This window comes from Agrobacterium sp. RAC06 (assembly GCF_001713475.1).
Taxonomy (GTDB): Bacteria; Pseudomonadota; Alphaproteobacteria; order Rhizobiales; family Rhizobiaceae; genus Allorhizobium.
Genome location: NZ_CP016499.1, coordinates 365,717 through 388,886, shown reverse-complemented (window position 1 = coordinate 388,886; position 23,170 = coordinate 365,717). Strand labels below are relative to the sequence as shown.

The following is a 23,170-nucleotide window of genomic DNA, read 5'->3' as shown; positions in this document are numbered from 1 at the left end:
GGAAAGTCAGTCAACTCACGGCGAAGCGATGGTGTGCGGCTCAGCGGGCCAGCTTCAGGATGAAGTGCTCGGCTTCGAGCACGGCAGCCGCAACGGACGCAAGCGCATCCGCATCGCCCCCCCTGGTTTCGATCAGATCTGCAGCCGTCGCGACCCGCAGGGCGCCAACGGCCATCGCGGCGTTGCGAAGGCGATTGGCGGCCGCCTTGACCTCGACCTTGCTGCGACCACTGGAGAGCGCCACCAGGCAACCGCGGGCCTGACGCGCGAAGATCTGCAGGATCTCGCTCTCGACGGCCTTGTCGCCCTTCGTCTGCGTCGCCAGATGCACGAGGTCGATCGGACGCTGTTGCGCAGGGGTGAGGCCATGCAGGTTGTCCGGAGCCTCGAATGCGATATTGACTGCTGCTGCCATGCCCTTGATCCTGATTTCTTGTTATTTGCTGCCGCCAGTTTGCGGCCACCACATGGGCATGCCGTTAAAAATGCCGGGGATGGCGGCAAAAAGCTTGAGGTATGGTTAATGCAAATTAAACCCCGACGCAGACTGGCTTTTCAGCCGCAACCTTGATTGAAATACTGTTAACAAGAGCTGCGGGACCAGGCACCGCGAAAGCGCATTAATTGTAACGGATGACCAAATGTGTCAGTACGATACGGTTGATTGGGCAAAGTTGCGTGAACTTTGCCTGCAAGCCAGTCGGTGCTAGAACTTCCGGCGGGAACGCCGGCTGTCAGTGGCCGCACTGTGAAAAGAAGGGATTTCGTCTGGCGTGGCGGCAGGCGGGGTTTCAGGTAAACGGTGAGGTCCGGATACGGCATGGCGATGAGCGGCATCGCCGCTTCAGTCCGTCCTCCCGAGAGTAAGCGGTAACGAGGCGTAACCCTATGGCGAACAAGAAGACCGACTCGATTGACGAGAACGCGTTCCAGGCACTCGAGGCGGCCCTGAGCATCGATTTCGACGGTGAGGAAGCCGCCGCGCCCCCCAAGGCACGGTCTCAAGCACGCGCCCCGGAGGCAAATGTGTCCGATAGTATCCCGCGTTCCGCCGCGAAGAAGACGATCGAGCGGCGCTCCGCCCGCGCCGGTGAACTCAATCCCGAACCTGCCCCCAAGGCGCCAGCCTTCGCTCCAGCCAATGACGGCTCTCGGCGCACACCCTCCGCCATACTGAAGTCCCTGGACGGCGCGTCGCTGACCTCTGCACTGCGCAATGCTGCTGTCGTTTCGGCACTCTGGGTACTCGGCGCCCTCGGCCTGACCCAACTGCTCTACGGTGGCGCGATCTGGCAGGCTGGATCGATTGCCGACATTGTCGCCATGCCGGGCGTGGTCGCCATCGTCGTCGGCACCTTCCTGCCAATCATGCTGTTCTTCGCCTTCGCCATCATGATGGCCCGCGCCCATGACCTGCGCAACGCCGCCCGCTCGATGGCGGAAGTGGCGCTTCGTCTGGCCGAACCCGAAACGATCGCCTCCGAACGCATCATGACCGTCGGCCAGGCGGTGCGCCGCGAAGTCTCGGCGATGAACGAAGGCATCGAACGCACCATTGCGCGTGCCACGGAGCTTGAAACGCTCGTTCATTCCGAGGTAACGGCGCTCGAACGCAGCTACACCGATAACGAACTGCGCGTCCGCGGCCTGGTCCACGAACTCGGCGCCGAGCGCGACGCGATCGTCAACCACGCCGAGCGCATCCGTTCCTCCATCGTCGGCGCCCATGAGCAGCTCAAGGAAGAGCTGTCGCTGGCGACCGAAGAGATTTCCGTCCGCCTGCAGACGTCGGGCGAGGCCTTCGCCTCGATGATCGACATGCGCGCAGCAACGATCATGGAAAAGTCCGATGCGGCCGTAACCGCACTCGGCTCCCTGCTCGCGCACAAGACAGAAAACATGGTCCAGACACTGGCCGCGTCCGGCATGTCTCTGTCCAGCGAGTTCGACACCCAGCTCAAGTCGCTGACGTCAACGCTCAGCGAACGCGGTCGCGAACTTCTCGGTGAATTCGCGACCCGAGCTTCAACGCTTGACGCCAACACGGAGAAGCTGAACGCGGCCCTCAACGAGCGTGCCCGCCAGCTGAACGAAACGCTTGTCGAGCGTACCCGTGACATCGCCGAGACCCTGAAGGGCAGCGAAAGCGCGATCACCTCATCGCTCGACGACGTGCTGGGACGCCTCAACAGCTCGCTCGACGAGCGTGGCCGCAGCTTCCGCCAGAGCCTTCAGGCCAGCGCCGACGATGCCATCGTCGATCTCGACCTGCGTTCGGGCCTGTTCGAGGATCGCTTCCAGACCACAATCGGCCAGATCAACGCAACCTTCGACCAGCGGGTCGCCGAGTTCGCCAGCGCCTTCGACCAGCGCTCGGGCTCGCTCGATTCCAAGCTGATGGAAAGCCTCGCCCGCATCAACGAAACGGTGAACGGCGGAACGGATTCTATCAGTGGCATCCTGAGTTCAAGCATCGAGCGTCTCGGCGGAACGCTGACCGATCAGTCGCTTGCGCTTGCAATGACCCTGAGCACCAGCCAGGAAATGCTTGATAGCTCCATGTCCGACCGCGCCCAGGAAATTGCGGAAGCGATGTCGGCACGCGCGGCGGCACTCACCGAAAGCCTGGAAAACGCCCAGAAGCGGATCGACCAGGTGATGGAAGAGCGCAGTGGCTCGCTCTACAACGCGCTGACCGACAACCAGTCGCGCTTCGAGCAGACGCTCTCGACCCGAGCCGAGCACATCGTCAACGCGCTTGAAACCAACCAGGATCGTTTCGCCGAAACCCTCGACACCAAGGCGCGCGGCATCGCGAGCCTGGTCGAAGGTCAGAGCGAGCAGTTGATCGATGCTCTCAACACCAAGAGCCTCGAACTCGACCTGACGCTGACCGCCCGCACCCAGGATCTCTCCGAGACCCTCAACGACAGCCAGCGCCGGATCGACGAGACACTGACCCAGCGCGCCTCCGCGATCATCGAGACGGTCGCCGATGCCGACCGTCGCATCGACGCAGCCTTCAGCGAAAAGGCAGAGACTATCCGCAATGCCTATGGCGAAAACCAGGAGCGGTTGGAACTTTCGCTTGCCAGCCATACCTCCTACCTCACCTCTACGCTGGAAGACGCCACCGGCGACATCGAGCGTAGCCTTGGCCAAGCCTCGGGCCAGATCGCGGAAACCGTCACCAACGGCATCTCCGAGCTCGAAACCCGACTGGGTGCGAGCCAGCAGCAGCTGGATACCCTGCTCACGACCGCCTCGAGCACGATTTCGAATACCGTTGCCGACAATGCGAGCCAGATCGCCGAAACGCTGAAGTCGGGCGTCAACGACATCGACGGCCGCATTGCCGAGACCGGCGCCTATCTGCGCTCCAGCCTCGATGCCGCGACCGGCGCGCTGGCAACCACGCTCGGCGAGAACACCGACCGGATCGCGCAGACGATCGACCAGGGCGTTAACGCGATCGACGACCGTCTCGTCAACACGCATGACCGGATCCGCGCCACGCTCGACGACCGGACACAGGCGATCACGGCGGCGATCGGCGACGCGCGCGATGCGCTGGATTTGAGCCTCGGCGAACATGCGACCTCGATCGGCGCCTCCGTTGCAGCAAGCGCTGGCATGCTCGAAATGAGCCTTGAGGATCACGAGGAAAGCCTGCGCAAGGCGATCGACGAATCAAGCCGTGCGCTGGACGAGCGCCTGCGTGGCACGGCCGGCGCCTTGACCGAGCAGATCCGCGAAGCCGCCGATGATATCACCCGCTCGGCGCAGGGCTTCTCGGGCACGGTCGAACAATCCGTATCCGGCATGACCAGCCGCCTTGACGAAACCAGCACCCGCATCGAGCAGAGCCTCGGCACGCTGGAAGACCGTCTGCGCAATGGCCTCGATGGCGTCGACGCCCGCGTCAACGATGCCGGCGAAAAGTTCGCTTCACGCCTCGACGACAAGGTCGCGACGATCGAACGTGTCGGCGCAGAAGCCAGCATGCGCGTCGCCCAGGTCCTCGATGAAGGCACCACCCGCGTCGCCGAAACCTTCGACACCCGCACGCCGGTCATCGAAGAGCGTCTGGCGACCATGGACCGTGCCCTCAATATCGGCCTCGAAAACGTCAATCGCACCATCGAAGGCAAGGCAGCCGGTCTTGCAACCGCACTGCGCAGCGCCGTCACCGACGCTGCCCGCGACCTCGATGCCGAGGCTCAGCGCTCGGTCGATCGCCTCGCAACCACCACCTCGCAGTTTGCTGAGCAGATCGGCGAACGCAGCGCCGAACTCAACCGCACGGTCGAGGAGCGCTCGGAGGACCTCGCGCGGCGCATCACCGACACACAGAACCGCCTCGCCGGACAGGCCGCGACGATCGCCGAAACCTTCTCGCAGGCCGGCGATGTCATCAGCAACAAGGTGAACCAGGCAGAAGCCCTGGTCAGCGCCCAGGTTGCCAACCTTTCGGGCACTCTCGGCGAAGTGAGCACCACGCTGGAACAGCGCGCCGCCGCAATCCGAGACGCGATCTCCGGCAACACTCAGGAACTCGCTGCTGCCATGAACGCGGCAGAGCAGGCACTCGAGGCTCGCGGCAACTCCATTCGCGACGCGATCTCCGGCAACACGCAGGAATTCGCCACCACCATGAATGCGGTGGAAAAGGCACTGGAAGCCCGCGGCAATTCGATCCGCTCGGTGCTCGACGACCGGACCCGCGAGCTGAACTCCATGCTTTCGACGCGCTCGGCCGAACTGTCGCGCCTCATCGACGAGAAGGCAGCCCCCGTGGTCGCCTCCTATGCCGAGACCGGCCGTGCAGCCGCCGAGCAGATTGCCGCCGCAGCAGAACAGAGCGCAGAGCGCCTGCGCGCCGAAAACGCAGCCCTCGTCGACGCGATCAGCCAGCGCACCGACCGCGCTGTTGCAACCCTCGGCACCGCCGAGCAGAACCTGGTTGCCAGTGCCTCGCAGCTCATCGAGCGCCTCGGCGATAGCAATGTCGGCCTGTCCACGATGATCGATCAGGCGGTGCAGAGCATCGGCTCGCTCGACAGCCGCCTCGGCGCAACGGCAAACCGTTTCAGCGAAACGGCGAACCAGGCAACCGACATGCTGTCGACCTCGAACCGCCTGCTCGACGACAAGCTCGGCCGCCTCACCGCCGTCTCCGGCGAGACGCTACAGCAGGTATCGTCGATCGTCAGCCGCTTCGGCGACCACACCCAGGTGCTGGGCAAGGCCTCCGAGCTTCTGTCGGCCGCCCAGTCGAACCTCGTGGGCACGCTTGAAGAACGCCAGCAGGCTCTCCGCGATCTCTCGATCGGCCTCGTCAAGCGCTCGGAAGAGATCGAAACGACGATGCAGACCCTCGGCAAGATGGTCGAGACCGCCTTCGATCGCGCCGAGCAGCGCTCCGGCCAGATGGCCGGCAACCTGCGCCAGAGCGTCCAGGCCTCCTTCTCCGATATCGGCCAAATCCTCGGCGAGACCGAAAAGCGCGCCCAGTCGACGGCTGCCTCCATGCGTGACAGCGTCCAGGCCTCGTTCTCCGACGTGGGACAGATGCTCGGCGAGACCGAGAAAAGGGCGCAGATCACCGCCGCCAACATGCGCAATGCCCTCCTGTCAGCCGAACAGGAAGCACAGGTTTCCATCGACAAGACGCTGACCGAGGCCGAGAAGCGTTCAGGCGAACTGGCAAACCGCCTGCGCGGCGGACTGGCAGTCTCGCTCAACGATATCGACCACCTGCTCGGCGAAGCCGGCCGCAAGTCGGAAGGGGCAGCCGCTGCCCTGCGTCAGGCCATGCAGGAAGCCGTCAGCGAGGCTGTTGCCCGCTTCACCGGCGCCACCGACGAGATCCGCCGCTCGGCAGTCGATATCCGCAAGGAACTCGACCTGACCCGCAACGAGCTGAAGCGTGGTGCCTTCGACCTGCCCGAGGAAGCCAAGGAAAGCGCCGCCCAGATGCGCCGCGCCGTCTCCGAGCAGATCAAAGCCCTGCAGGACATCTCGCAGCTCGTCGGCCGAACCAGCCAGACGCTGGAAATCTCCGAGCCGGTTGCACGCCGCCTGGCCGAAGCCCAGCCTGAACCGGTACGCCGCCAGCCGGCCGCCGCACCCGCCGCACCGCAGCCACAGCCGCCGGCGCGCCAGACCGAAACCCTCGGGCTTCGCGGCAGCCTCGGCGCAACCGAAGCCTACGGCCAGCAGAGCACGGCCACGACGCGCGCCGAAGGCGGTGGCTGGATCAGCGATCTGCTGCGAGGCGCCTCGCGCGAGGAGCCGCAGGAAACGGCTCCGACCCGCCCGGCCCCGGCCCCTGCACCGCAGCGCCCGGTGGCCGAAGGCCAGCCGGCCCGCCAGGGTGACACCCGCAATCCGCGTCACATGGTCGAATCGCTGAACTCGCTCTCGGTCGATATCGCCCGCGCCATCGACCACGACGCCTCGGTCGACCTATGGCGCCGCTACCAGCGCGGCGAGCGCGACATCTTCACCCGTCGCCTCTACACGCTCAAGGGCCAGCAGACCTTTGACGAGATCAAGCGCAAGTATGACCGCGAGCCGGAATTCCGCGTTGCGGTGGATCGCTACATCGCCGATTTCGAGAAACTGCTTTCGGACGTTGCCCGCACCGACCGCGACAAGTCGATCACCCAGTCCTACCTGACCTCGGACACGGGCAAGGTCTACACAATGCTTGCCCATGCGGCAGGCCGTTTCAGCTGATAGCTAACCAATAATGGAGCCGGTCATCCGGCTCTTCACAGACGGAAAACCCCGGATCAAATTGCTTGATCCGGGGTTTTCTTTTGCTCGACGGAATGGGAATTGTCGTCGGTCAGATCGATTGCAGCGTCCACGCCACGATGTCAGCCGTGACGCGGGCGAAAGCACGGTCGAGTGCCGCCACGTAAGCTGCGTTGTCCGAGCCGGAGGACGGCACTTCGGCGCGGAAGACCCGCTGCGCCTTGACGGTGCCATTGCGATCGTTGAGCAGCTTGGCCGATATCTCGACGACCCCGCGATCTGTTCCCTCGGCTGAAATTTCGAAGGCGCGGACATCTGTGATCAGCTGGAAGTCGATCGCCAGTCCCTGCCCCGGCCGTCCAACGCCACCGAGGCGCCCGGAATTTTCGAAGGCGACCACGAGTTTCGACTGAACGACCCGCGTGAGCCGATCGCTCCACTGCGACTGTGACAGATAGCGGATTTCGGCACCGGATACGCGCACCAGGATCTGCTCGCTGTCGAGAGCCTTGAGCGCCGAAGGATCGGCCACCAGAAGCTGGCGGTTGCGGGCGCTGGAAGATGTCGCCACCTCGCTCACGGAAGCGGTCAGATCGAATGTGTCGTTGTTCGCTTTCGAGCCACAGGCCGCAAGGCCAAGGCCGAGGCCAGGCACGAGCACCGAGGCCAGAAGAAGCCGCCGGAACCGAGCCATGCCCGCCAACCCCTTCACGCCGATCCCGTCCATGCTGTTGTCCTTTTCGGTGCTGCTCGTCATCGGCGTGTCCGTCCGTCGAATTCCTTGACCGTGTCGCCGCCGAAGAGCAGGCGCTGCGGATCCTGGTCGAAATTGGTGATCGCTTCGTTCAGGCCGCGAACGGTGTTGCGGGTATCGTTCACCAGCGTCTGGATATCGCGCAGACCCGTCGCCGAGAAGCGCTGCAGGTTGGCGGCAATCGGTCCAATCTGGGCGTTGAGGTTCTCGGCCGTCATGCGGATGGCCTCGAGCGTCTTGCGGGCTTCCACGCTGAGCGAATTTGCATCACCTGAGCCAAGGAACGCATCAACCTTCCTAAGGATCCCGTCGACCTGCTGGGATGAGGTGTTCAGACGGTTCGCAAGCTGCGTGAAGTCATCGATCGCCCGGTCGATATCGTCCTTGCGGCCGGTAATGCTGTTCGACAGATCCCGGAAGCCGGCAATGGCCTGACGCGCATCGGCAGTCGCGACAGAGACGTCGTCGACCACGCGGCCAATCTTCTGGCTGTCCACTGCATCGATCAGCCTGGAGACCTTCTCAAGCGTCTGATCGGCATTGTTGCCAAAGCGCTGGAAGGTGGTGGCCGTCTCGCGGAAGCTGTCGATCGCAGGCCCGATGCTCTTAGAGGCCTGCGCGAAGCTTGCCGTCGCCTCCTCGGTATTGGTCAGGATCTGATCGATTTTGTCGGAGTTGAGTGCTCTGAACAGATCTTCGGCGGCGGACAATGTCGAGTCGAGGCGGCCGGACAGGCCCGAGACGGAATCGGAAAGGGCGCTGACGCTCTTCAGGAATTCATCGATGCCCTGGGCATTGTCTGCGAGCGATTTCGAAAAGGTTTCCGCGTTGCGCACCGTGTTGGTCAGCGGTCCCCGTGCATCCTCGATGAACCCCTGCAGCTCGGCAACAGCGCCGTCAGCGCGCTGCAAGATGCGGTCTGCCGTCGAAAGCAGATTGGTCACGCTCGATTGGTCGGCGATCAGAATGGCCGGCTCCCCGGTATCGAGTGCCCGCTTCAGGATCGCGTCACCGGAACCTGGACCTCCGCCGGAAAGCTCGACATAAGCCGCACCGGTCAGACCCTGAATTTCCAGAACAGCCTTCGTGCCCGACGTCACGGGTGCATCAGCACGCACCTCCGTGAAAGCAACGGAGAAGTTCGGGTCCTCGTTGTCGATGTAGAGATTGCGGACCGAACCGACGGAGATGCCGTTGAAGCGAACGGGCGAGCCGATGCTCAGACCGTTGGCCGAGCCCGGGATGCGGATCGCAAGCGGCGCCATCTCTCCGCCCCTTCCATATTCCGCCATCCAATAGACAAACCCGAAGGCGGCCCCGATGACCAGCATCGTGAAAAAACCGACGATCGCGTAATTGGCTTTGGTTTCCATGGCTCACTCTACCGGATGTCCGGCGGATTGCTCCGGCCGGGGAATGGAACGGGCACGCTTGCCCCGGAAATAGGATTGCACCCACGCATCATCGAAGGCGAGCATATCGTCCAGCGTCCCCTCGACCAGAACCTTCTTCTGCCCGAGGACCGCAATACGGTCGCAGACGGAGAACAGGCTGTCGAGATCGTGGGTCACCATATAGACGGTCAATCCAAGGGTGTCGCGCAGCTGCGCTATCAATTCATCGAATTCGGCAGCCCCGATCGGATCGAGACCGGAGGTTGGTTCGTCGAGGAAGACGAGATCCGGATCGAGCGCCAGTGCACGCGCCAGTGCCGCACGCTTGATCATGCCGCCCGAGAGTTCGGATGGATATTTGTCCGCAGCATCGGGATGGAGGCCGACCAGCTCGATCTTGAGATAGGCAAGCTCATCCATCAGCCATTGCGGCAGATCCAGATATTCACGCATAGGCAACTGGATGTTTTCCTTCACAGTCAGTGAGGAAAATAGGGCGCCGTGCTGGAAAAGAACCCCCAGGCGTGTGTCGAGCGTCATGCGCTGCAGATCGTCGACCGCATCGTAATCCGCGCCGAGGATCTCGATCTTGCCGGAACGACGCGGCAGGAGGCGCAACACAGTGCGCATCAGAACGGACTTGCCCGCGCCGGATGCTCCGACGAAGCCGAGGATCTCGCCGCGGTAGATGTCGAGGTTCAGCTTGTCGAGAACGATCTTCTCGCCGAAGCCGACCGTCAGATCTTTCACCGACAGGATGACCTCGCGGTCCTGGGAGGGTCTGGTGTTCATCTGGCCCTCCTCAAAAATCGATCGCGGCGTAGAACATGGCAAACAGCCCGTCCACGAGAATAACAACGAAGATCGATTTGACCACGGATGCTGTCACATGGCGTCCGAGAGATTCGGCGCTGCCGCCCACCTTCATGCCTTCGACAGCCGCGATGATGCCGATGATCAGCGCCATGAACGGTGCCTTGATCATGCCGGTCGCAAGCGTCGAATAATCGACCGCCTCGTGAAGGCGGGTGATGAAGACATCGAATGTGATGCCGGAATAGGCCCAGACCACGACCGCTGCGCCGTAGAGCGCCGAGAAGTTGGCGACGATCGTCAGCAGGGGCAGTGCAATCGTCAGCGCAACAAGTCGCGGAAAGACCAGCACCCCGATCGGATTGAGGCCGATGACCTTCAGGGCATCGATTTCCTCACGCATCTTCATCGAACCAATTTCAGCCGTGATGGCGCTGCCGGAACGACCCGCGATCATGATCGCGGTGAGCAGCACGCCGATTTCGCGCAGCTGCAGGATGCCGACGAGATCGACGACGAAAACTTCCGCTCCGAAATAGCGCAACTGGAATGCGCCCTGCTGAGCGATGATCGCGCCGATCAGGAAGGACATGAGGACGATGATCGGCACCGCCCTCACCCCCATGTGGTCAAGCTGGTTGACCACGGAGGCCGGAGACACCCCGGAGCCGCGACCAGCCTTGGTCTGCGCACCGCGGACAGCAGATCCGAGGACGAACATCATGGCGATCAGATCGCCCCAAAGGCTGAGTGTGACTTTCCCGACAGGTTCGAAGATGCGCTCGAAACGGGTGCGGTGATCGACGGGCTTTTCCGGAGCAGTGACGTGCTCAGGAAGGGCTTCGATCAACTCACGCATGCCGGGGGATCCGCCGACGATCTCGATCGAACCGCCGCGCTCGCGCCGTTCGGTGATGAAGCGTCGAACCAGCCATGCGCCGGCCGTGTCCATGTCGCTTACGGCACTGAGATCGATCGTCTCTCGCTGCACGACCGGAGAATCGACCAACGGGCCGGCGGATTTGATCATCGCGCTGAGGCTGTTGTTCTTCCAGCGACCGGCAAGCCGGATCAGCCGGGCGTTTCCGTCCGGCTGCTCATCGATCTCAATACGGGCGTCTTCTTGCTCAACCGAACTCAAGGTGGCGACAACTTCCAAATTCGCGCCGGGGGATCCGGGTTCGCAAATCACGTGACAGATGGCTGCACACTATAACCATCGCCGCCTGCGAAGAAATCCTTTGCAAACCGTTAATTGCGTTTTCCAACCCGATTGCGGGGCGTCATGACCGCTTTGCAACAGAGCTGTGGTTCAGGCCGCGCGTATCCCGTCGTCCTGGGCCGTTTCGGCAATCGGTTTCGGCAGCAGAATGGGGACGAGTTTGTTCGCACGCTTGCTGGCCGCTGGTGCTTCGCTAATCTTGTGACCCCAGGAAATCAGCTCCAGACGGCCATCCGGGTGCTCGGCGATCGCCGTGCAGCTTTCGACCCAGTCGCCCGTGTTGACGTAGTGGATCCCGTCGATGTCTTCCATGACAGCATGATGGATGTGGCCGCAGATGACACCGTCAACCTCGGCGCGACGAGCCTCGTCGGCCACCACCCGCTGGAATTCGCCGATGAAGTTCACCGCATGTTTGACCTGCAACTTGGCCCAGGCGGAGAAAGACCAGTAGGGCATGCCGAGACGACGGCGGACGGCCGCCAGCATGACATTGATCGCAATCGCCGTGTCATAGGCCCAGTCGCCGAGATAGGCGAGCAGGCGGGCGTTGCGAACCACAACGTCGAATTCGTCGCCATGCAGAACCAGATATTTCTTGCCGTCGGCCATCTCGTGCACGATCCGCTGCGCAACTTCGATGCCACCGAAATGGATGCCCGGGAAGTCGCGCATGAACTCATCGTGATTGCCGGGAATGTAAACGATGCGCGTGCCTTTGCGGGCCTTGCGCAGCAGTTTCTGCACAACGTCATTGCAGGACTGCGGCCAGTACCAGCTGCGCTTCAGACGCCAGCCGTCGACGATATCACCGACCAGGATGATGGTGTCGGCCTCGTGCGTGCGCAGAAAATCCAGGAGAAAGTCGGTCTTGGCGGCTTTCGATCCGAGGTGAACGTCCGAAATGAACAGGGTCCTGAAATGGCGTGTTTCGCTGGCGTCTTTCACGGCACGGTCCTCATCGCTGTCTGATGAGCGCTTAATCAGACTCGTGTTTCAGGAAGATGACATCGGGAGATTCGCGGCGGATCGCCGGTTCCGGCACGCATTCCACAGACAGGGGATCGCGGAACTAAAGTCTACCACTCGCAGCCAATTCGTGTATGACGACAAGGAGTAAGTGAAGACAGGAATTGCCGGTGAACCGATGACTTCTCAGGACAAGAACAAGCCGCAAGTTGCAAACCCGACCGCTGATCTCGACGAGCAGGCGCTTTTCTATCACCGCTATCCCCGTCCCGGGAAACTGGAGATCCAGGCCACCAAGCCGCTTGGCAACCAGCGCGACCTGGCGCTTGCCTATTCGCCCGGCGTCGCCGCCCCCTGTCTCGCCATCAAGGACGATCCGGCAGCAGCCGATGACTACACGGCGCGCTCCAACCTCGTCGCCGTCATCTCCAACGGTACGGCCGTTCTCGGCCTCGGCAATATCGGACCGCTCGCCTCCAAGCCTGTCATGGAAGGCAAGGCCGTCCTCTTCAAGAAGTTCGCCGGCATCGACGTTTTCGACATCGAAATCGATGCACCCGGTGTTGATCAGATGGTTTCCACCATCTCCGCGCTGGAGCCGACCTTCGGCGGTATCAACCTCGAAGACATCAAGGCACCGGAATGTTTCCAGGTCGAAGACCAGCTCCGCGCCAAGATGAACATCCCGGTCTTTCACGACGACCAGCACGGAACCGCGATCATCGTTGCGGCCGCTATCCTGAACGGTCTGGAACTGGCCGGCAAGACCATTGCGGACGTCAAGATCGTCGCCTCGGGTGCCGGTGCAGCCGCCCTTGCCTGCCTCAACCTGCTCGTCATCCTCGGTGCCAAGCGCGAGAATATTTGGGTGCACGACATCGAGGGTCTCGTCTATAAGGGCCGCAACGAGCTGATGGATCCCTGGAAGGAAGTCTACGCCCAGGAAACCGAAAAGCGCGCGCTCTCCGAAAGCATCGACGATGCCGACGTCTTCCTCGGCCTCTCGGCAGCCGGCGTCCTGAAGCCGGAACTGCTGGCCCGCATGGCGCCGAAGCCCCTGATCATGGCCCTGGCCAACCCGAAGCCCGAGATCATGCCGGAAGAGGCGCGCGCCGCCCGTCCGGACGCGATGATCTGCACCGGCCGCTCGGATTTCCCGAACCAGGTCAACAACGTCCTGTGCTTCCCCTATATCTTCCGCGGCGCGCTCGACTGTGGCGCAACCACCATCAACGAAGAGATGAAGATGGCGGCGGTGCGTGCGATTGCAGCGCTCGCCCGCGAAGAAGTCTCGGAAGTCGCGGCCAAGGCCTATACCGGGGAAACGCCGACCTTTGGTCCGGATTATCTCATCCCCTCGCCGTTTGATCCGCGTCTCATCCTGCGCATCGCACCGGCTGTCGCCAAGGCCGCGGCAGACAGCGGCGTCGCTCGCCGCCCGATTGCCGATTTTGACACCTATCTCGACCAGTTGAACCGCTTCGTCTTCCGCTCCGGCTTCGTGATGAAGCCGATCTTCGCGGCAGCGAAGACTGCGTCCAAAAAGCGTGTGATCTTCTCCGAAGGTGAAGACGAGCGCGTGCTGCGTGCCGCCCAGGTGCTGCTCGAAGACGGCATCGGCGAACCGATCCTGATCGGCCGCCCGCAGATCATCGAGACCCGCCTGAAGCGCTATGGCCTGCGCATCCGCCCGGGCACCGATTTCCAACTGGTCAACCCGGAAGACGATCCGCGCTACCGCGACTATGTCGACGACTACTTCGCCCTCGTCGGCCGCGCCGGCATCAACCCGGAAGCGGCTCGCACGATCGTGCGCACCAACACCACCGTGATTGGTGCCCTGGCTGTGAAACGCGGTGACGCAGATGCGTTGATCTGCGGCGTAGAAGGCCGTTTCGACCGCCACGTGCGCGACGTTCGCCAGATCATCGGAAAGCGCGCCGGTGTACGCGACTATTCGGGCTTGAGCCTTCTGATCTCGCAGCGCGGTGCAATCTTCTTCACCGACACCTTCGTCACCGACGATCCGAGTGCGGAAGAGATCGCCGAAATGACGATGCTGGCGGCCCAGGAAATCCGTCGCTTCGGCATTGCACCCAAGGCAGCCCTCCTGTCGCATTCGAACTTCGGTTCGCGGCCGTCCGCCAGCGCCTCGAAGATGCGCCGGGCGCTGGAAATCATCCGCGCTGGCGCCCCTGATCTGGAGGTCGACGGCGAAATGCAGGGCGGTTCGGCGCTGTCGGAAGTTCTGCGCAAGCGCGCCATGCCGGACAGCACGCTGACCGGCGAAGCAAACCTGCTCGTCTTCCCGAACCTCGATGCCGCGAATATATCGCTCGGCATCGTCCGCATGATGATGGACGCGCTGCATGTAGGCCCGATCCTCCTCGGCGCCGCCCTGCCCGCCCACGTGCTGTCCACCTCGGTCACGTCGCGCGGCGTCGTCAACATGGCGGCGCTTGCCGTCGTCGAGGCTTCGCAGCCGGCGGTCTGAAAAAGCTTTTGCGAGCGGCGATCAGGTTTGCCGCTCGCTTTCACGAAATTTGCCATCTGGACAAGCCAAAGCTGTAGCCCCGACACTGCGCCCCTTGAAATCTCGGGTATTGTTGATGGGGCTCTCAGGCACGTATTTCGATCTCTTGGAGTTGCTGGAGCGGCAGGAGACGCTTGATCCCGGAGACTTCCTGTCAAGGCTTCAGAGCGCTTACCGGACGGGCCGCATCACCTATCTCGGTGGATTGATCGCTAGCGCACGCCTGCGCGCCCACAACATTCACGACAGCCACCGACGAAATTCCCTTCACCTCGCCCGCTCACTCAACCGCAAAGCGGCTTTTGAACAGATCGCCAGCCTCTTGCCAGGGCTTCAACCTGTCGAGCTCAAGGCATGGCAGCGCAGCGCAAATCGCGACCACCGGATCGTCGGCTACCCCCTGCCGGGACGGCAAAGCTGTCTGCTGGTCGAGTTGAACGCCACTGCGGAGGGCCTGGCGGCCTGGCGCCGCGCCCATGACCGCGACATGCTGAGCCTCGGCACCTTGTTGAACGCGCGCCTCGCCAGAGCATCGACCGATGCACAGCTGGAAGCGGCCCGCGCCCGTCCTCTCACCCGTCGAGAACGCGAAACACTGGCATGGATCGCAGCCGGCAAGAGCTATTGGGAAACAGCCGTCATCCTCGGCATCTCCGAACGAACCATCCGGCATTTCATGGCCAATGCGCGGCAGAAGCTCGACGTCGTCAACAATGCCCAGGCCGTCGCGGAAGCAGTCTGGCGCGGCCTGATCCCGCGGCTCGTCGAGCCAGAATCCCCATGACAAGGAGAAATCCCTTCACGATATCATAGATTGCATTTCCGAAAGCTGGCGCCACCGCCAGTTTTAGAATTTTCCTGGGAAACGCATGCTGCCTGTTCCGTTCTGCAAGAAGGAGCAAAGCATGATCAGGATCATCAACGGCACCCGTCGCAATCAGTTTCCCGCCGATATCGACGCCATGCACAGGTTGAGAAAGCGGGTCTTCCATGACCTGTTGGGTTGGGACGTCCAGGTGCGCGACGCCTGGGAAATCGACGACTATGATCGCGCCAATCCTCTCTATGTCCTCTCCTATGGCGACGAGGGAAAACTGCGCGGGTCATTGCGCCTGCTGCCGACGCTCGGCCCCAACATGCTCGACGACACCTTTCCCGTCCTCCTCGGTGATGGACCGCAGATCCGCAGCGCAGCAGTCTGGGAATCGAGCCGCTTCTGCATCGATCCGGAGATTTCTCAAGACCGGGCAAGCAACCAGGTGACGATCGCGGCGGCCGAATTGATGTGCGGGGTGGGCGAGCTGGGCCTTGCATCCGGTCTCAGCCATATCGTTACCGTCACCGATGTTTTCCTGGAACGCATGTTCAAACGTATGGGGTGCCCGGGCATTCGGATCGGTGAACCTCAGCGGATCGGTGTGGTCCAGGCGGTCGCAGTCTCCTGGGAGGTGTCGCAGGATCTGCTCGATCGAATGAAGGCGGTGGCAGCAATCGACGGCAGCGTGCTCGAAGCGCCGATGACCCTGACGGCAGCGCAGGCCGCCTGACGCGAGACGTGGCGGATGGCCGCTCGCGCCTCCGCCACGTCATCCGTCATTTTCATTTGGCCGGCACTCGGCTATCCTGATGTCACTAGGGTCGTCCTCCGCCCTGCAAACGACAACTGGGATCCGGATGTGCCGAGCAGGATAGTCAGTTCCATTGCTTTGCTGATCGCCCTCGGCAGCGCGCTGCCGAACGAGGCTGAGGCCTCGGCGCTCTGCGAGCGGCTGCGCGACAGGCTGGTTCTGGTCGAACAGGGCGGACAGTCGCCTGAAATTAACAGCTATGCCAGCGCCATAGCCCAGCAGAACCTCGAACTTCGCAAGGCCCGCCAGGATCAGCGGCGGCTGCGATGCCTGACCTCGTCCATCGTCCAGATCCGTCCCGATGGCGGCAATGACTGCAGCGATCTGGCATCGGCAATCTCCCGCATGGAGGCCAATCGCGACATCCTGGCAGCAAGGCTTTCGGATCTGCGCGAAAGCCGCGTAGAAGATGCGCGCGCCGCCCTCGTCACAGCACTTGAGGCGAATGGTTGTGGGCCGGATCAAGCGGCTTATCCGGAAGAAGCAGAGCGTATCCCTTACCTCGACACGCTGGCGGAACCCTATCGTCCGGACCGGGCAGCCGAAGCCGCCTACTCAGCGCCGCCACCGCCGATGAGCATGATGCCCAGCGGCAATGTCCGCACGCTGTGTGTGCGCACCTGCGATGGCGGTTTCTTCCCGATCTCGTCACAGACCTCGGCGATGAACTTCGGCCGCGATGCGGCGCAATGCCAGCAGATGTGTCCGGGCACGGAAACGGAGCTGTTTTTCCACGCGCCGGAGCGCAGCGAGACCGTGGACATGATCTCGGCAGTCAGCGGCCGCCCCTATCGCGATCTGCCCAACGCCTTCCTCTACCGCAACCGGCGCAGCGACGCAGAACCCGCCTGCGCCTGCAACCTGCAGCAATACTACCAGCGCATGACGCCGCGTCCGGCCGTACCGGACTACCAGTCGTCCGTCATCGAAGTTGCACCGGGAAAACGGGAGGCTGCGTCAGCGACGGTGCCTGCCACGGAGCGCGTGCTGGATGAGGCAAGCCTCAACGTACGCCGCGTCGGCCCGGCCTTCCTCCCCTCCGACAAGGGCACGATCGACCTCAGGAACCCGGCGACGTCAGGTCCACAGCCGCTGCAAGAGTGATCGGCCGTTCCCCGATCTGGCCCCAGCTTTCCTCGAAGATCAAATCGTCGAGCGGCAATCGCTTGCGCCATCCCTTCACCTCAAGCTCCGGCGTCGCATAGAGTTCGTCGACATAGCCAAGGCAAAGATAACCGATGATCTGGATCCGCTCCGGGATGCCAAGGAGCGCCTTCACCTCGGCCTCGTGGAAGATGCTGACCCAGCCGAGCCCGACCCCTTCCGCACGTGCTGCGAGCCAGAGATTCTGGATGGCGCAGACAGTCGAGAAGGCGTCCATCCTGACATCATGGGTGCGTCCGAGCACGACGGGTCCCGCACGATCCGGATCGCAGGTGACGCAGATGTTGAGCGGCGCCTTGCGGATGCCTTCCAGTTTCAGGGATCGATAGGCGTCGCGCTGCTCAACCGGAAACATGGCCTCCGCCTCCTCGTTCGCCCGCAGAAACGCCTGCCAGATGGCCTCGCGCTTTCGAGCAGAGCGGATAAGCAGGAAACTCCAGGGCTGCATGAAGCCCACGGAGGGGGCGGCATGCGCCGCTTCGAGCAATCGCCGCACCAGATCATCCGGCAGCGGATCAGAGCGAAACTGGTCGCGGACATCGCGTCGCGTGTGAATGGCTCGGTAGACGGCCTGTTTGTCCTGATCGGCGAAGGGCGCCGTCCGGACGAGGAACTCGTTCGGTCTGTCGTGCATCGTAATCCCCACAATGCGCAACCACCCGCCGTCCACGCGGGAAAGGTCTATCTCGCCAGGCCGGTCTTCTGACTGGGCATCATCCAGGATGCGCGCCTTCCCGGATTGCTCCAGTGGCCGGGTTTCCCCTCGCGCATCATGTCCGCCTCACAGCGTTGGGCACGTGCCGGATTTTCGCCGGCTTCCCGATTCTCTCACCTAACGGCAAGCACCTGACGTGGGATCAATACCGCAAGAACCAGCCGCAGGACAGAGTGGAATGCGACAGGCTCAAGCCTCGACCGGGAAGTAGCGGACAAAGGCGAAAGCTGATCCGTCCGGCGCCCAGTTCGGGACATTGATCGAACCCTGACCGCCGAAAAACTCGATGAGTGTTTCGACATTGCCGCCATCGACGTCCATCAGTCGAAGCCGAACCTGCTTGTCGCGCGGATGACCTTCGACATCGGCATCGTAGGAGAGGAAGAGTATCTTCTTCCCATCCGGCGAAGGATGCGGGAACCAGTCGCCATAACCGTCTGAGGTCAGCTGCTGCAGGTCGCTGCCATCGATGCGCATGCGCCAGATCTGCATGGTGCCGGTACGGCTGGAGTTGAAATAGATCCACTGACCATCAGGCGAGTAATCAGGACCATCATTGTGCCCTTCGCCGTTGGTCAGCCGCCGCTCGACCCCGCCCTTGGTCGAGATGGTATAGATATCGAAGGCGCCGTTGCGCTCGCCGCAATAGGCAAGCTCCTTACCGTCCGGCGACCAGCCGTGCCAGTAGGACGGCATTTTGTCGGTGACTTGGCGCGGCTCGTCATCACCATCACCCAGCAGATAGATGCAGGACTTGCCGAAAAGCGTATGATCGGAAAACGCGATCGAGGCGCCATCGGGCGAGATCCCATGATCGTTGTTGAGCCGCACGGCAAAACCCGTGTCGATCAGCTCCGGTTCGGGATCGTCTTCGTCGAGCGGCAACGCATAAAGAAGACCATCGCCGTTGATGACGAGAAACTCGCCATCGCGCGACCAGTTGGGCGCCTCGACGAGGTCATCCGTCTGCCAGACGACCTCGCATTCACGGGTCGTCATATCGTAGATCTCGACCGAACTGCGCATCATGGTCTCCTTGGAAAAATCAGTCTGCGGTCGAGCGATTTTCCATCGCCTGGCGCAGTTTGGCGAAGATCGCCCGGCCCGTCTGCTCAACATGAGCACTGCGCCATTCGGTGTAGAAACCCCAGATCAGGCTGACGTTCAGCGTGAGGAACCCGATGCCGAGCATCTTGTAGCTCCCGTCCCACAGGCCGTAGCAGCCAATCGCGATCGAGGGCAGGAAATAGGCGGCGCCCGAGAGCGTCCGGTACAGCCCGCTATCCTGATTGTCATGCGCTCCGACAGCAAAGATATAGCTGCGCTCCTCCGCCGTGAAATCAGGCAAAGCAGCCAAGGCATCGATATCCTCTATCGACACGCTCAGCGATCCCGGAACCGGTTCGTGATCGGATAGCGGCGATCACGTCCGAAGTTCTTCTTGGTGATCTTCACGCCCGGTGCCGACTGGCGACGCTTGTATTCGGCGAGATAGAGCAGATGCTCGACCCGGTGAACGGTCGCAATGTCATGGCCGCGCGCGACGATCTCGTCGACACCCATCTCTTTTTCGACGAGGCATTCGAGAATGTCGTCAAGCACCGGATAGGGCGGCAGGGAGTCCTGGTCGGTCTGGTTCGGGCGAAGTTCCGCAGACGGCGCCTTCGACAGGATATTCTCAGGGATCACCTCGCCGGACGGACCAAGCGCACCGGGCGGCACGTTTTCGTTGCGCCAGGCCGAGAGCGCATAGACCTGCATCTTGTAGAGGTCCTTGATCGGATTGAAGCCGCCATTCATGTCGCCGTAGAGCGTGGCATAACCCACCGACATCTCGGACTTGTTGCCGGTCGTCACCACCATCGAGCCGAACTTGTTGGAGATCGCCATCAGGATCGTGCCGCGCGTCCGGCTCTGCAGGTTCTCTTCGGTAATGCCGCTCTCGGTCCCCTCGAACATGTCGGAAAGCGACGAGAGGAAACCTTCGACCGGTTCCTGGATCGGCACGATGTCATAGTGGCAGCCCAGCGCCTTGGCGCAGGCCTCGGCATCGGAGAAGCTCTCCTGCGACGTGTAGCGGTAAGGCAGCATGATCGTGCGCACCCGCTCCTCGCCGAGCGCATCCACGGCGATCGCCGCACAGATGGCGGAATCGATGCCACCCGAAAGCCCGAGCACGACGCTCTTGAAGCCGTTCTTATTCACATAGTCACGGAAGCCGAGAACGCAGGCACGGTAATCCGCCTCTTCCTTTTCCGGAATGCGCGACATCGGCCCCTGATCGCAACGCCAGCCATCCGCGGTCCGCTTCCAGGTGGTGACCGACAGCGTCTCCTCGAACTGGCTCATCTGGAAGGCCAGCGACTTGTCACCGTTGAAGGCGAAGCTCGCACCGTCGAAGACCAGTTCGTCCTGACCACCGAGTTGGTTGGCGAAGATCAGCGGCAGGCCGGTTTCGATCACCTGGCGGAGCGCCACCTGATGGCGGATATCGACCTTGCCGCGATAATAGGGCGAGCCGTTTGGCACGAGCAGGATTTCGGCGCCCGTCTCGGCCAGCGTCTCGCAGACGCCGAGATCGTTCCAGATCTCTTCGCAGATCGGCACGCCGATCCGCACACCGCGGAAATTGACCGGTCCCGGCATCTCGCCTTCGGTAAACACCCGCTTCTCGTCGAATTCGCCATAGTTCGGAAGATCGATCTTGTCGCGGAAGGCGAGGATCTTGCCGCCATCGAGGATAGCGACGGAGTTGTGCCGTCCCTTCTCACCCTGACGCGGAAAGCCGACAATGACGCCCGGTCCGCCATCGGCGGTATCAGCCGCGAGCGCTTCTACAGCCTGCAGGCAGGCTTTCAGGAAGGACGGTTTCAGGACGAGATCTTCGGGCGGATAGCCGGAAATGAAGAGCTCCGTCAGCAAGACGAGGTCAGCCCCCTGCCCGGCAGCGTCCGCACGAGCCGCACGCGCCTTGGCAAGATTGCCGACGACATCGCCGACAACAGGATTGAACTGTGCCACCGCAATGCGCAGGACGTCGGAGATCTTCTTTGTTTCGCTCATGACACCGATTTAGCGGCTCGTCGCACGGATCGCAATGTCGCTTCTTTCGAAGGCGGACTGCAGGCGAGCCCGACACTAACCAAACCGCGGAAAACACCGGGAACTTAAGCTCATATGTCGTGGTTCATGTAGCATTCATGACGCTTATGTGACACCTATGCGAACCTTTGATGACACCCTCCCATGATCTGGAGTTAGACGTGGTCCAAACGAGCCCGAAATCGCGAGTCGCAACAATTGTCAGCGCCTTTGGCGCGGTGCGCGAACGCGAATACGGCAGCTCCGCAATCGTCCAGCTCGCAATCCAGCTGATCAACACCGCACTGATCGCCGTCGCCATTGTCTTGCTGAGCGAGATCCTGGCGCGCGGCACCATGGTCGATGTGGTTGACTACATGACGGCGTCGAGCCGTCCGGGTCTGGTGGCGGTCAGCATCGTATTCCTGATACTCGCCTTTGCAGATGCAATCATTGGCAAGGCTTATCAGTCGACACTTCTCGTCGCCCCGCTGGCACTTCTGCCGGCCTTTTTCTCCGGCCAGAAACAGCTATTCCTGTCGGATCCGCTCTTTCCCAGCGACCTTCTCTTTGGTCGCCAGATCCTGCAGCTCCTGCCAGCTATGGTCGCCGCAGAACCGATGAAGGCAGTCGCACTCGCAATTGGCGGCCTTGTTGCCGTTGCGGCCTTTGTCGCGCTGATCTGGAGGAGCCGGAAGGTCTTCCCACGCCTCAACCTGACAGGCCGCGGAGTTCGGGCTGCTCTTGCCATTCCGCTGCTCGCCGGCTTCGCGTCGCTGATGGATCCAATGACCTTCTCGGCATTGCGTGATCGGCTGAACATCGTGCCGATGATGTGGGACCAGAAAGAAAACTATCGCCACAACGGCTTCCTGCTTGCATTCGCCTTCAACGTACCGATGGCCAACGTCGCAGCACCCGACGGCTACAGCAAGGTCGCAATCACCGACATGCAGACCGATCTGCTGCCGGCCTCCTTCTTCTCCGGCCGTCAGGCCGATGTCATCGTCGTGATGAGCGAATCCCTCTGGGATCCGACCCGCATGAGCAGCATCCGCTATTCGGCGGATCCGATGCCGACCATCCGGGCGAGCCAATCCGGCCACGTCTTCTCGCCGGAATTCGGCGGCATGACCGCCAACGTCGAATTCGAGGCCTTGACCGGTTTCTCGAACGCCTTCCTGCCCTATGGCAGCATCCCCTATCAGCAGTATATCCGCCGCCCGGTCCCCTCGCTTGCGACCTTCTTTGAATCCAAGGGCTATGTGACGAAGGCCTTCCACCCCTTCCAGGGCTGGTTCTGGAACCGCAACAACGTCTACCAGTCGCTCGGCTTCCGCCAGTTCCATTCGGAAGAAACGATGCCGGCCATGGACAAGCGGGGCATCTTTGCGTCCGACGACGCGCTGACAAGCTACATCATCAAGGAGGCCGACAACACGGACGAGCCCTTCTTCTTCTTTGCCGTCACGCTGCAGGGCCACGGCCCTTACGAGCGCAACCGCTATGCAAAGAATACGATCGGCGTGGACGCACCCACCCTGTCCGAGCACAACGTGAGCGCACTGGAGACCTACACGCAGGGTGTGAAGGAAGCCGACCAGAGCCTCAAGGATCTGATGGACTGGGCCAAGAAGCGGCGCCGCGAAACGATCATTGTGCTGTTCGGCGACCATCTGCCGCCGCTGAACGAGGTCTATACAGAAAGCGGCTACATGGCGAATGTGGTGGCGACCCGCAAGGCGTCGGTCGAGACGATGAAGCGCGAGCATGAGACGCCGCTGGTCGTCTGGTCGTCGAAGCGTGGCGTCCAGAAGGATATCGGCTCCGTGAGCCCGTCGCAGCTGCCCTATTACATCGTGCGTATGGCAGGTTACCGCCATCCCTATTACACCGGCATGCTCGGTCGTGTGGCCGAACGTTACGCCGTCATCGACCGCCATCAGCTGATTGGCCGTAACAACAAGGCCCAGGCCGATTGGGCCCTTTCGGGCCGGATCGATCCGCTAATCCGCGACTATCGCCTGCTTCAGCATGACGTGATGTTCGGCGAAGGCTACGGTATGGATCGTTTCTTCCCGGAACAGTCGGGTAGACTTCAGCCCAGCAGCTAAGCGGGCCGTTACTTGCGATCA

General features: G+C 62.1%; 16 protein-coding genes and 1 riboswitch. Of the genes, 6 read left to right on the top strand and 10 right to left on the bottom strand.

Features of this window, described 5'->3' with window-relative positions; all coding sequences use genetic code 11:
• Positions 1-40 precede the first annotated feature (40 nt).
• Positions 41-415, bottom strand: coding sequence for a transcriptional regulator (locus tag BSY240_RS01805; protein ID WP_069041221.1), 375 nt, complete (start codon positions 413-415; stop codon positions 41-43).
• A 473-nt stretch (positions 416-888) separates the two neighbouring features.
• Here BSY240_RS01805 and BSY240_RS01800 point away from each other — a divergent pair, with 473 nt between their 5' ends.
• Positions 889-6,741, top strand: a complete 5,853-nt coding sequence (locus BSY240_RS01800; protein ID WP_069041220.1) for a hypothetical protein — start codon at positions 889-891, stop codon at positions 6,739-6,741.
• Between the two features lie 112 nt (positions 6,742-6,853).
• Here the strand turns inward: BSY240_RS01800 and BSY240_RS01795 are convergent, their stop codons facing one another.
• From BSY240_RS01795 to BSY240_RS01775, 5 genes are all read right to left on the bottom strand, one after another.
• Positions 6,854-7,489, bottom strand: a complete 636-nt coding sequence (locus BSY240_RS01795; protein ID WP_442856007.1) for an ABC-type transport auxiliary lipoprotein family protein — start codon at positions 7,487-7,489, stop codon at positions 6,854-6,856.
• Positions 7,490-7,515: 26 nt separating this feature from the next.
• Positions 7,516-8,889, bottom strand: a complete 1,374-nt coding sequence (locus BSY240_RS01790) for an MlaD family protein (protein WP_069041219.1) — start codon at positions 8,887-8,889, stop codon at positions 7,516-7,518.
• Between the two features lie 3 nt (positions 8,890-8,892).
• Positions 8,893-9,702 carry an ABC transporter ATP-binding protein gene (locus tag BSY240_RS01785; RefSeq protein WP_069041218.1) on the bottom strand — a complete coding sequence of 270 codons (810 nt, stop codon included), beginning with the start codon at positions 9,700-9,702 and terminating at the stop codon, positions 8,893-8,895.
• 10 nt (positions 9,703-9,712) lie between these two features.
• Positions 9,713-10,864 carry an ABC transporter permease gene (locus tag BSY240_RS01780; protein ID WP_150127369.1) on the bottom strand — a complete coding sequence of 384 codons (1,152 nt, stop codon included), beginning with the start codon at positions 10,862-10,864 and terminating at the stop codon, positions 9,713-9,715.
• Between the two features lie 171 nt (positions 10,865-11,035).
• Positions 11,036-11,893 (bottom strand): UDP-2,3-diacylglucosamine diphosphatase, encoded by an 858-nt coding sequence (locus BSY240_RS01775; RefSeq protein ID WP_150127368.1) that lies wholly within the window; start codon positions 11,891-11,893, stop codon positions 11,036-11,038.
• Between the two features lie 199 nt (positions 11,894-12,092).
• On the opposite strand from BSY240_RS01775, the gene BSY240_RS01770 reads away from it, so the two are divergent.
• The 4 genes from BSY240_RS01770 to BSY240_RS01755 all read left to right on the top strand — a co-directional run bounded on the left by BSY240_RS01770 (position 12,093) and on the right by BSY240_RS01755 (position 17,179).
• Positions 12,093-14,408 carry an NADP-dependent malic enzyme gene (locus BSY240_RS01770; protein ID WP_069043784.1) on the top strand — a complete coding sequence of 772 codons (2,316 nt, stop codon included), beginning with the start codon at positions 12,093-12,095 and terminating at the stop codon, positions 14,406-14,408.
• Between the two features lie 115 nt (positions 14,409-14,523).
• A complete protein-coding gene (locus BSY240_RS23880) occupies positions 14,524-15,231 on the top strand; it encodes a helix-turn-helix transcriptional regulator (protein WP_150127367.1) in 708 nt (235 codons plus the stop codon).
• Positions 15,232-15,352: 121 nt separating this feature from the next.
• Complete coding sequence (locus BSY240_RS01760) at positions 15,353-15,994, top strand: acyl-homoserine-lactone synthase (RefSeq protein WP_054151081.1); 642 nt, start codon at positions 15,353-15,355, stop codon at positions 15,992-15,994.
• A gap of 15 nt (positions 15,995-16,009) precedes the next feature.
• Positions 16,010-17,179 (top strand): DUF2865 domain-containing protein, encoded by a 1,170-nt coding sequence (locus BSY240_RS01755; protein WP_083229531.1) that lies wholly within the window; start codon positions 16,010-16,012, stop codon positions 17,177-17,179.
• Here BSY240_RS01755 and bluB read toward each other — a convergent pair.
• The 4 genes from bluB to BSY240_RS01735 all read right to left on the bottom strand — a co-directional run bounded on the left by bluB (position 17,136) and on the right by BSY240_RS01735 (position 21,017).
• Positions 17,136-17,873 (bottom strand): 5,6-dimethylbenzimidazole synthase, encoded by a 738-nt coding sequence (gene bluB / locus BSY240_RS01750; RefSeq protein ID WP_069041216.1) that lies wholly within the window; start codon positions 17,871-17,873, stop codon positions 17,136-17,138. The genes BSY240_RS01755 and bluB overlap by 44 nt on opposite strands.
• A 41-nt stretch (positions 17,874-17,914) precedes the next feature.
• Positions 17,915-18,104, bottom strand: a riboswitch (cobalamin riboswitch).
• Positions 18,105-18,143: 39 nt separating this feature from the next.
• Positions 18,144-18,980, bottom strand: a complete 837-nt coding sequence (locus BSY240_RS01745; protein WP_069041215.1) for a TolB family protein — start codon at positions 18,978-18,980, stop codon at positions 18,144-18,146.
• Positions 18,981-18,999: 19 nt separating this feature from the next.
• On the bottom strand, positions 19,000-19,335 hold the full coding sequence (locus BSY240_RS01740) for a hypothetical protein (RefSeq protein WP_069041214.1): 336 nt from the start codon (positions 19,333-19,335) through the stop codon (positions 19,000-19,002).
• 2 nt (positions 19,336-19,337) lie between these two features.
• Complete coding sequence (locus BSY240_RS01735) at positions 19,338-21,017, bottom strand: NAD+ synthase (protein ID WP_069041213.1); 1,680 nt, start codon at positions 21,015-21,017, stop codon at positions 19,338-19,340.
• Between the two features lie 170 nt (positions 21,018-21,187).
• On the opposite strand from BSY240_RS01735, the gene BSY240_RS01730 reads away from it, so the two are divergent.
• Complete coding sequence (locus BSY240_RS01730; protein WP_069041212.1) at positions 21,188-23,149, top strand: LTA synthase family protein; 1,962 nt, start codon at positions 21,188-21,190, stop codon at positions 23,147-23,149.
• The last annotated feature ends 21 nt before the right edge of the window (positions 23,150-23,170 follow it).

Bases quoted from the DNA above. Each gene is read 5' to 3' on its own strand.
- BSY240_RS01805 (WP_069041221.1), bottom strand. From the start codon at position 415: ATGGCAGCAGCAGTCAATATCGCATTCGAGGCTCCGGACAACCTGCAT.
- BSY240_RS01800 (WP_069041220.1), top strand. From the start codon at position 889: ATGGCGAACAAGAAGACCGACTCGATTGACGAGAACGCGTTCCAGGCA.
- BSY240_RS01795 (WP_442856007.1), bottom strand. From the start codon at position 7,489: ATGGACGGGATCGGCGTGAAGGGGTTGGCGGGCATGGCTCGGTTCCGG.
- BSY240_RS01790 (WP_069041219.1), bottom strand. From the start codon at position 8,889: ATGGAAACCAAAGCCAATTACGCGATCGTCGGTTTTTTCACGATGCTG.
- BSY240_RS01785 (WP_069041218.1), bottom strand. From the start codon at position 9,702: ATGAACACCAGACCCTCCCAGGACCGCGAGGTCATCCTGTCGGTGAAA.
- BSY240_RS01770 (WP_069043784.1), top strand. From the start codon at position 12,093: ATGACTTCTCAGGACAAGAACAAGCCGCAAGTTGCAAACCCGACCGCT.
- BSY240_RS23880 (WP_150127367.1), top strand. From the start codon at position 14,524: ATGGGGCTCTCAGGCACGTATTTCGATCTCTTGGAGTTGCTGGAGCGG.
- BSY240_RS01760 (WP_054151081.1), top strand. From the start codon at position 15,353: ATGATCAGGATCATCAACGGCACCCGTCGCAATCAGTTTCCCGCCGAT.
- BSY240_RS01755 (WP_083229531.1), top strand. From the start codon at position 16,010: ATGGCCGCTCGCGCCTCCGCCACGTCATCCGTCATTTTCATTTGGCCG.
- bluB (WP_069041216.1), bottom strand. From the start codon at position 17,873: ATGCACGACAGACCGAACGAGTTCCTCGTCCGGACGGCGCCCTTCGCC.
- BSY240_RS01745 (WP_069041215.1), bottom strand. From the start codon at position 18,980: ATGCGCAGTTCGGTCGAGATCTACGATATGACGACCCGTGAATGCGAG.
- BSY240_RS01735 (WP_069041213.1), bottom strand. From the start codon at position 21,017: ATGAGCGAAACAAAGAAGATCTCCGACGTCCTGCGCATTGCGGTGGCA.
- BSY240_RS01730 (WP_069041212.1), top strand. From the start codon at position 21,188: ATGACACCCTCCCATGATCTGGAGTTAGACGTGGTCCAAACGAGCCCG.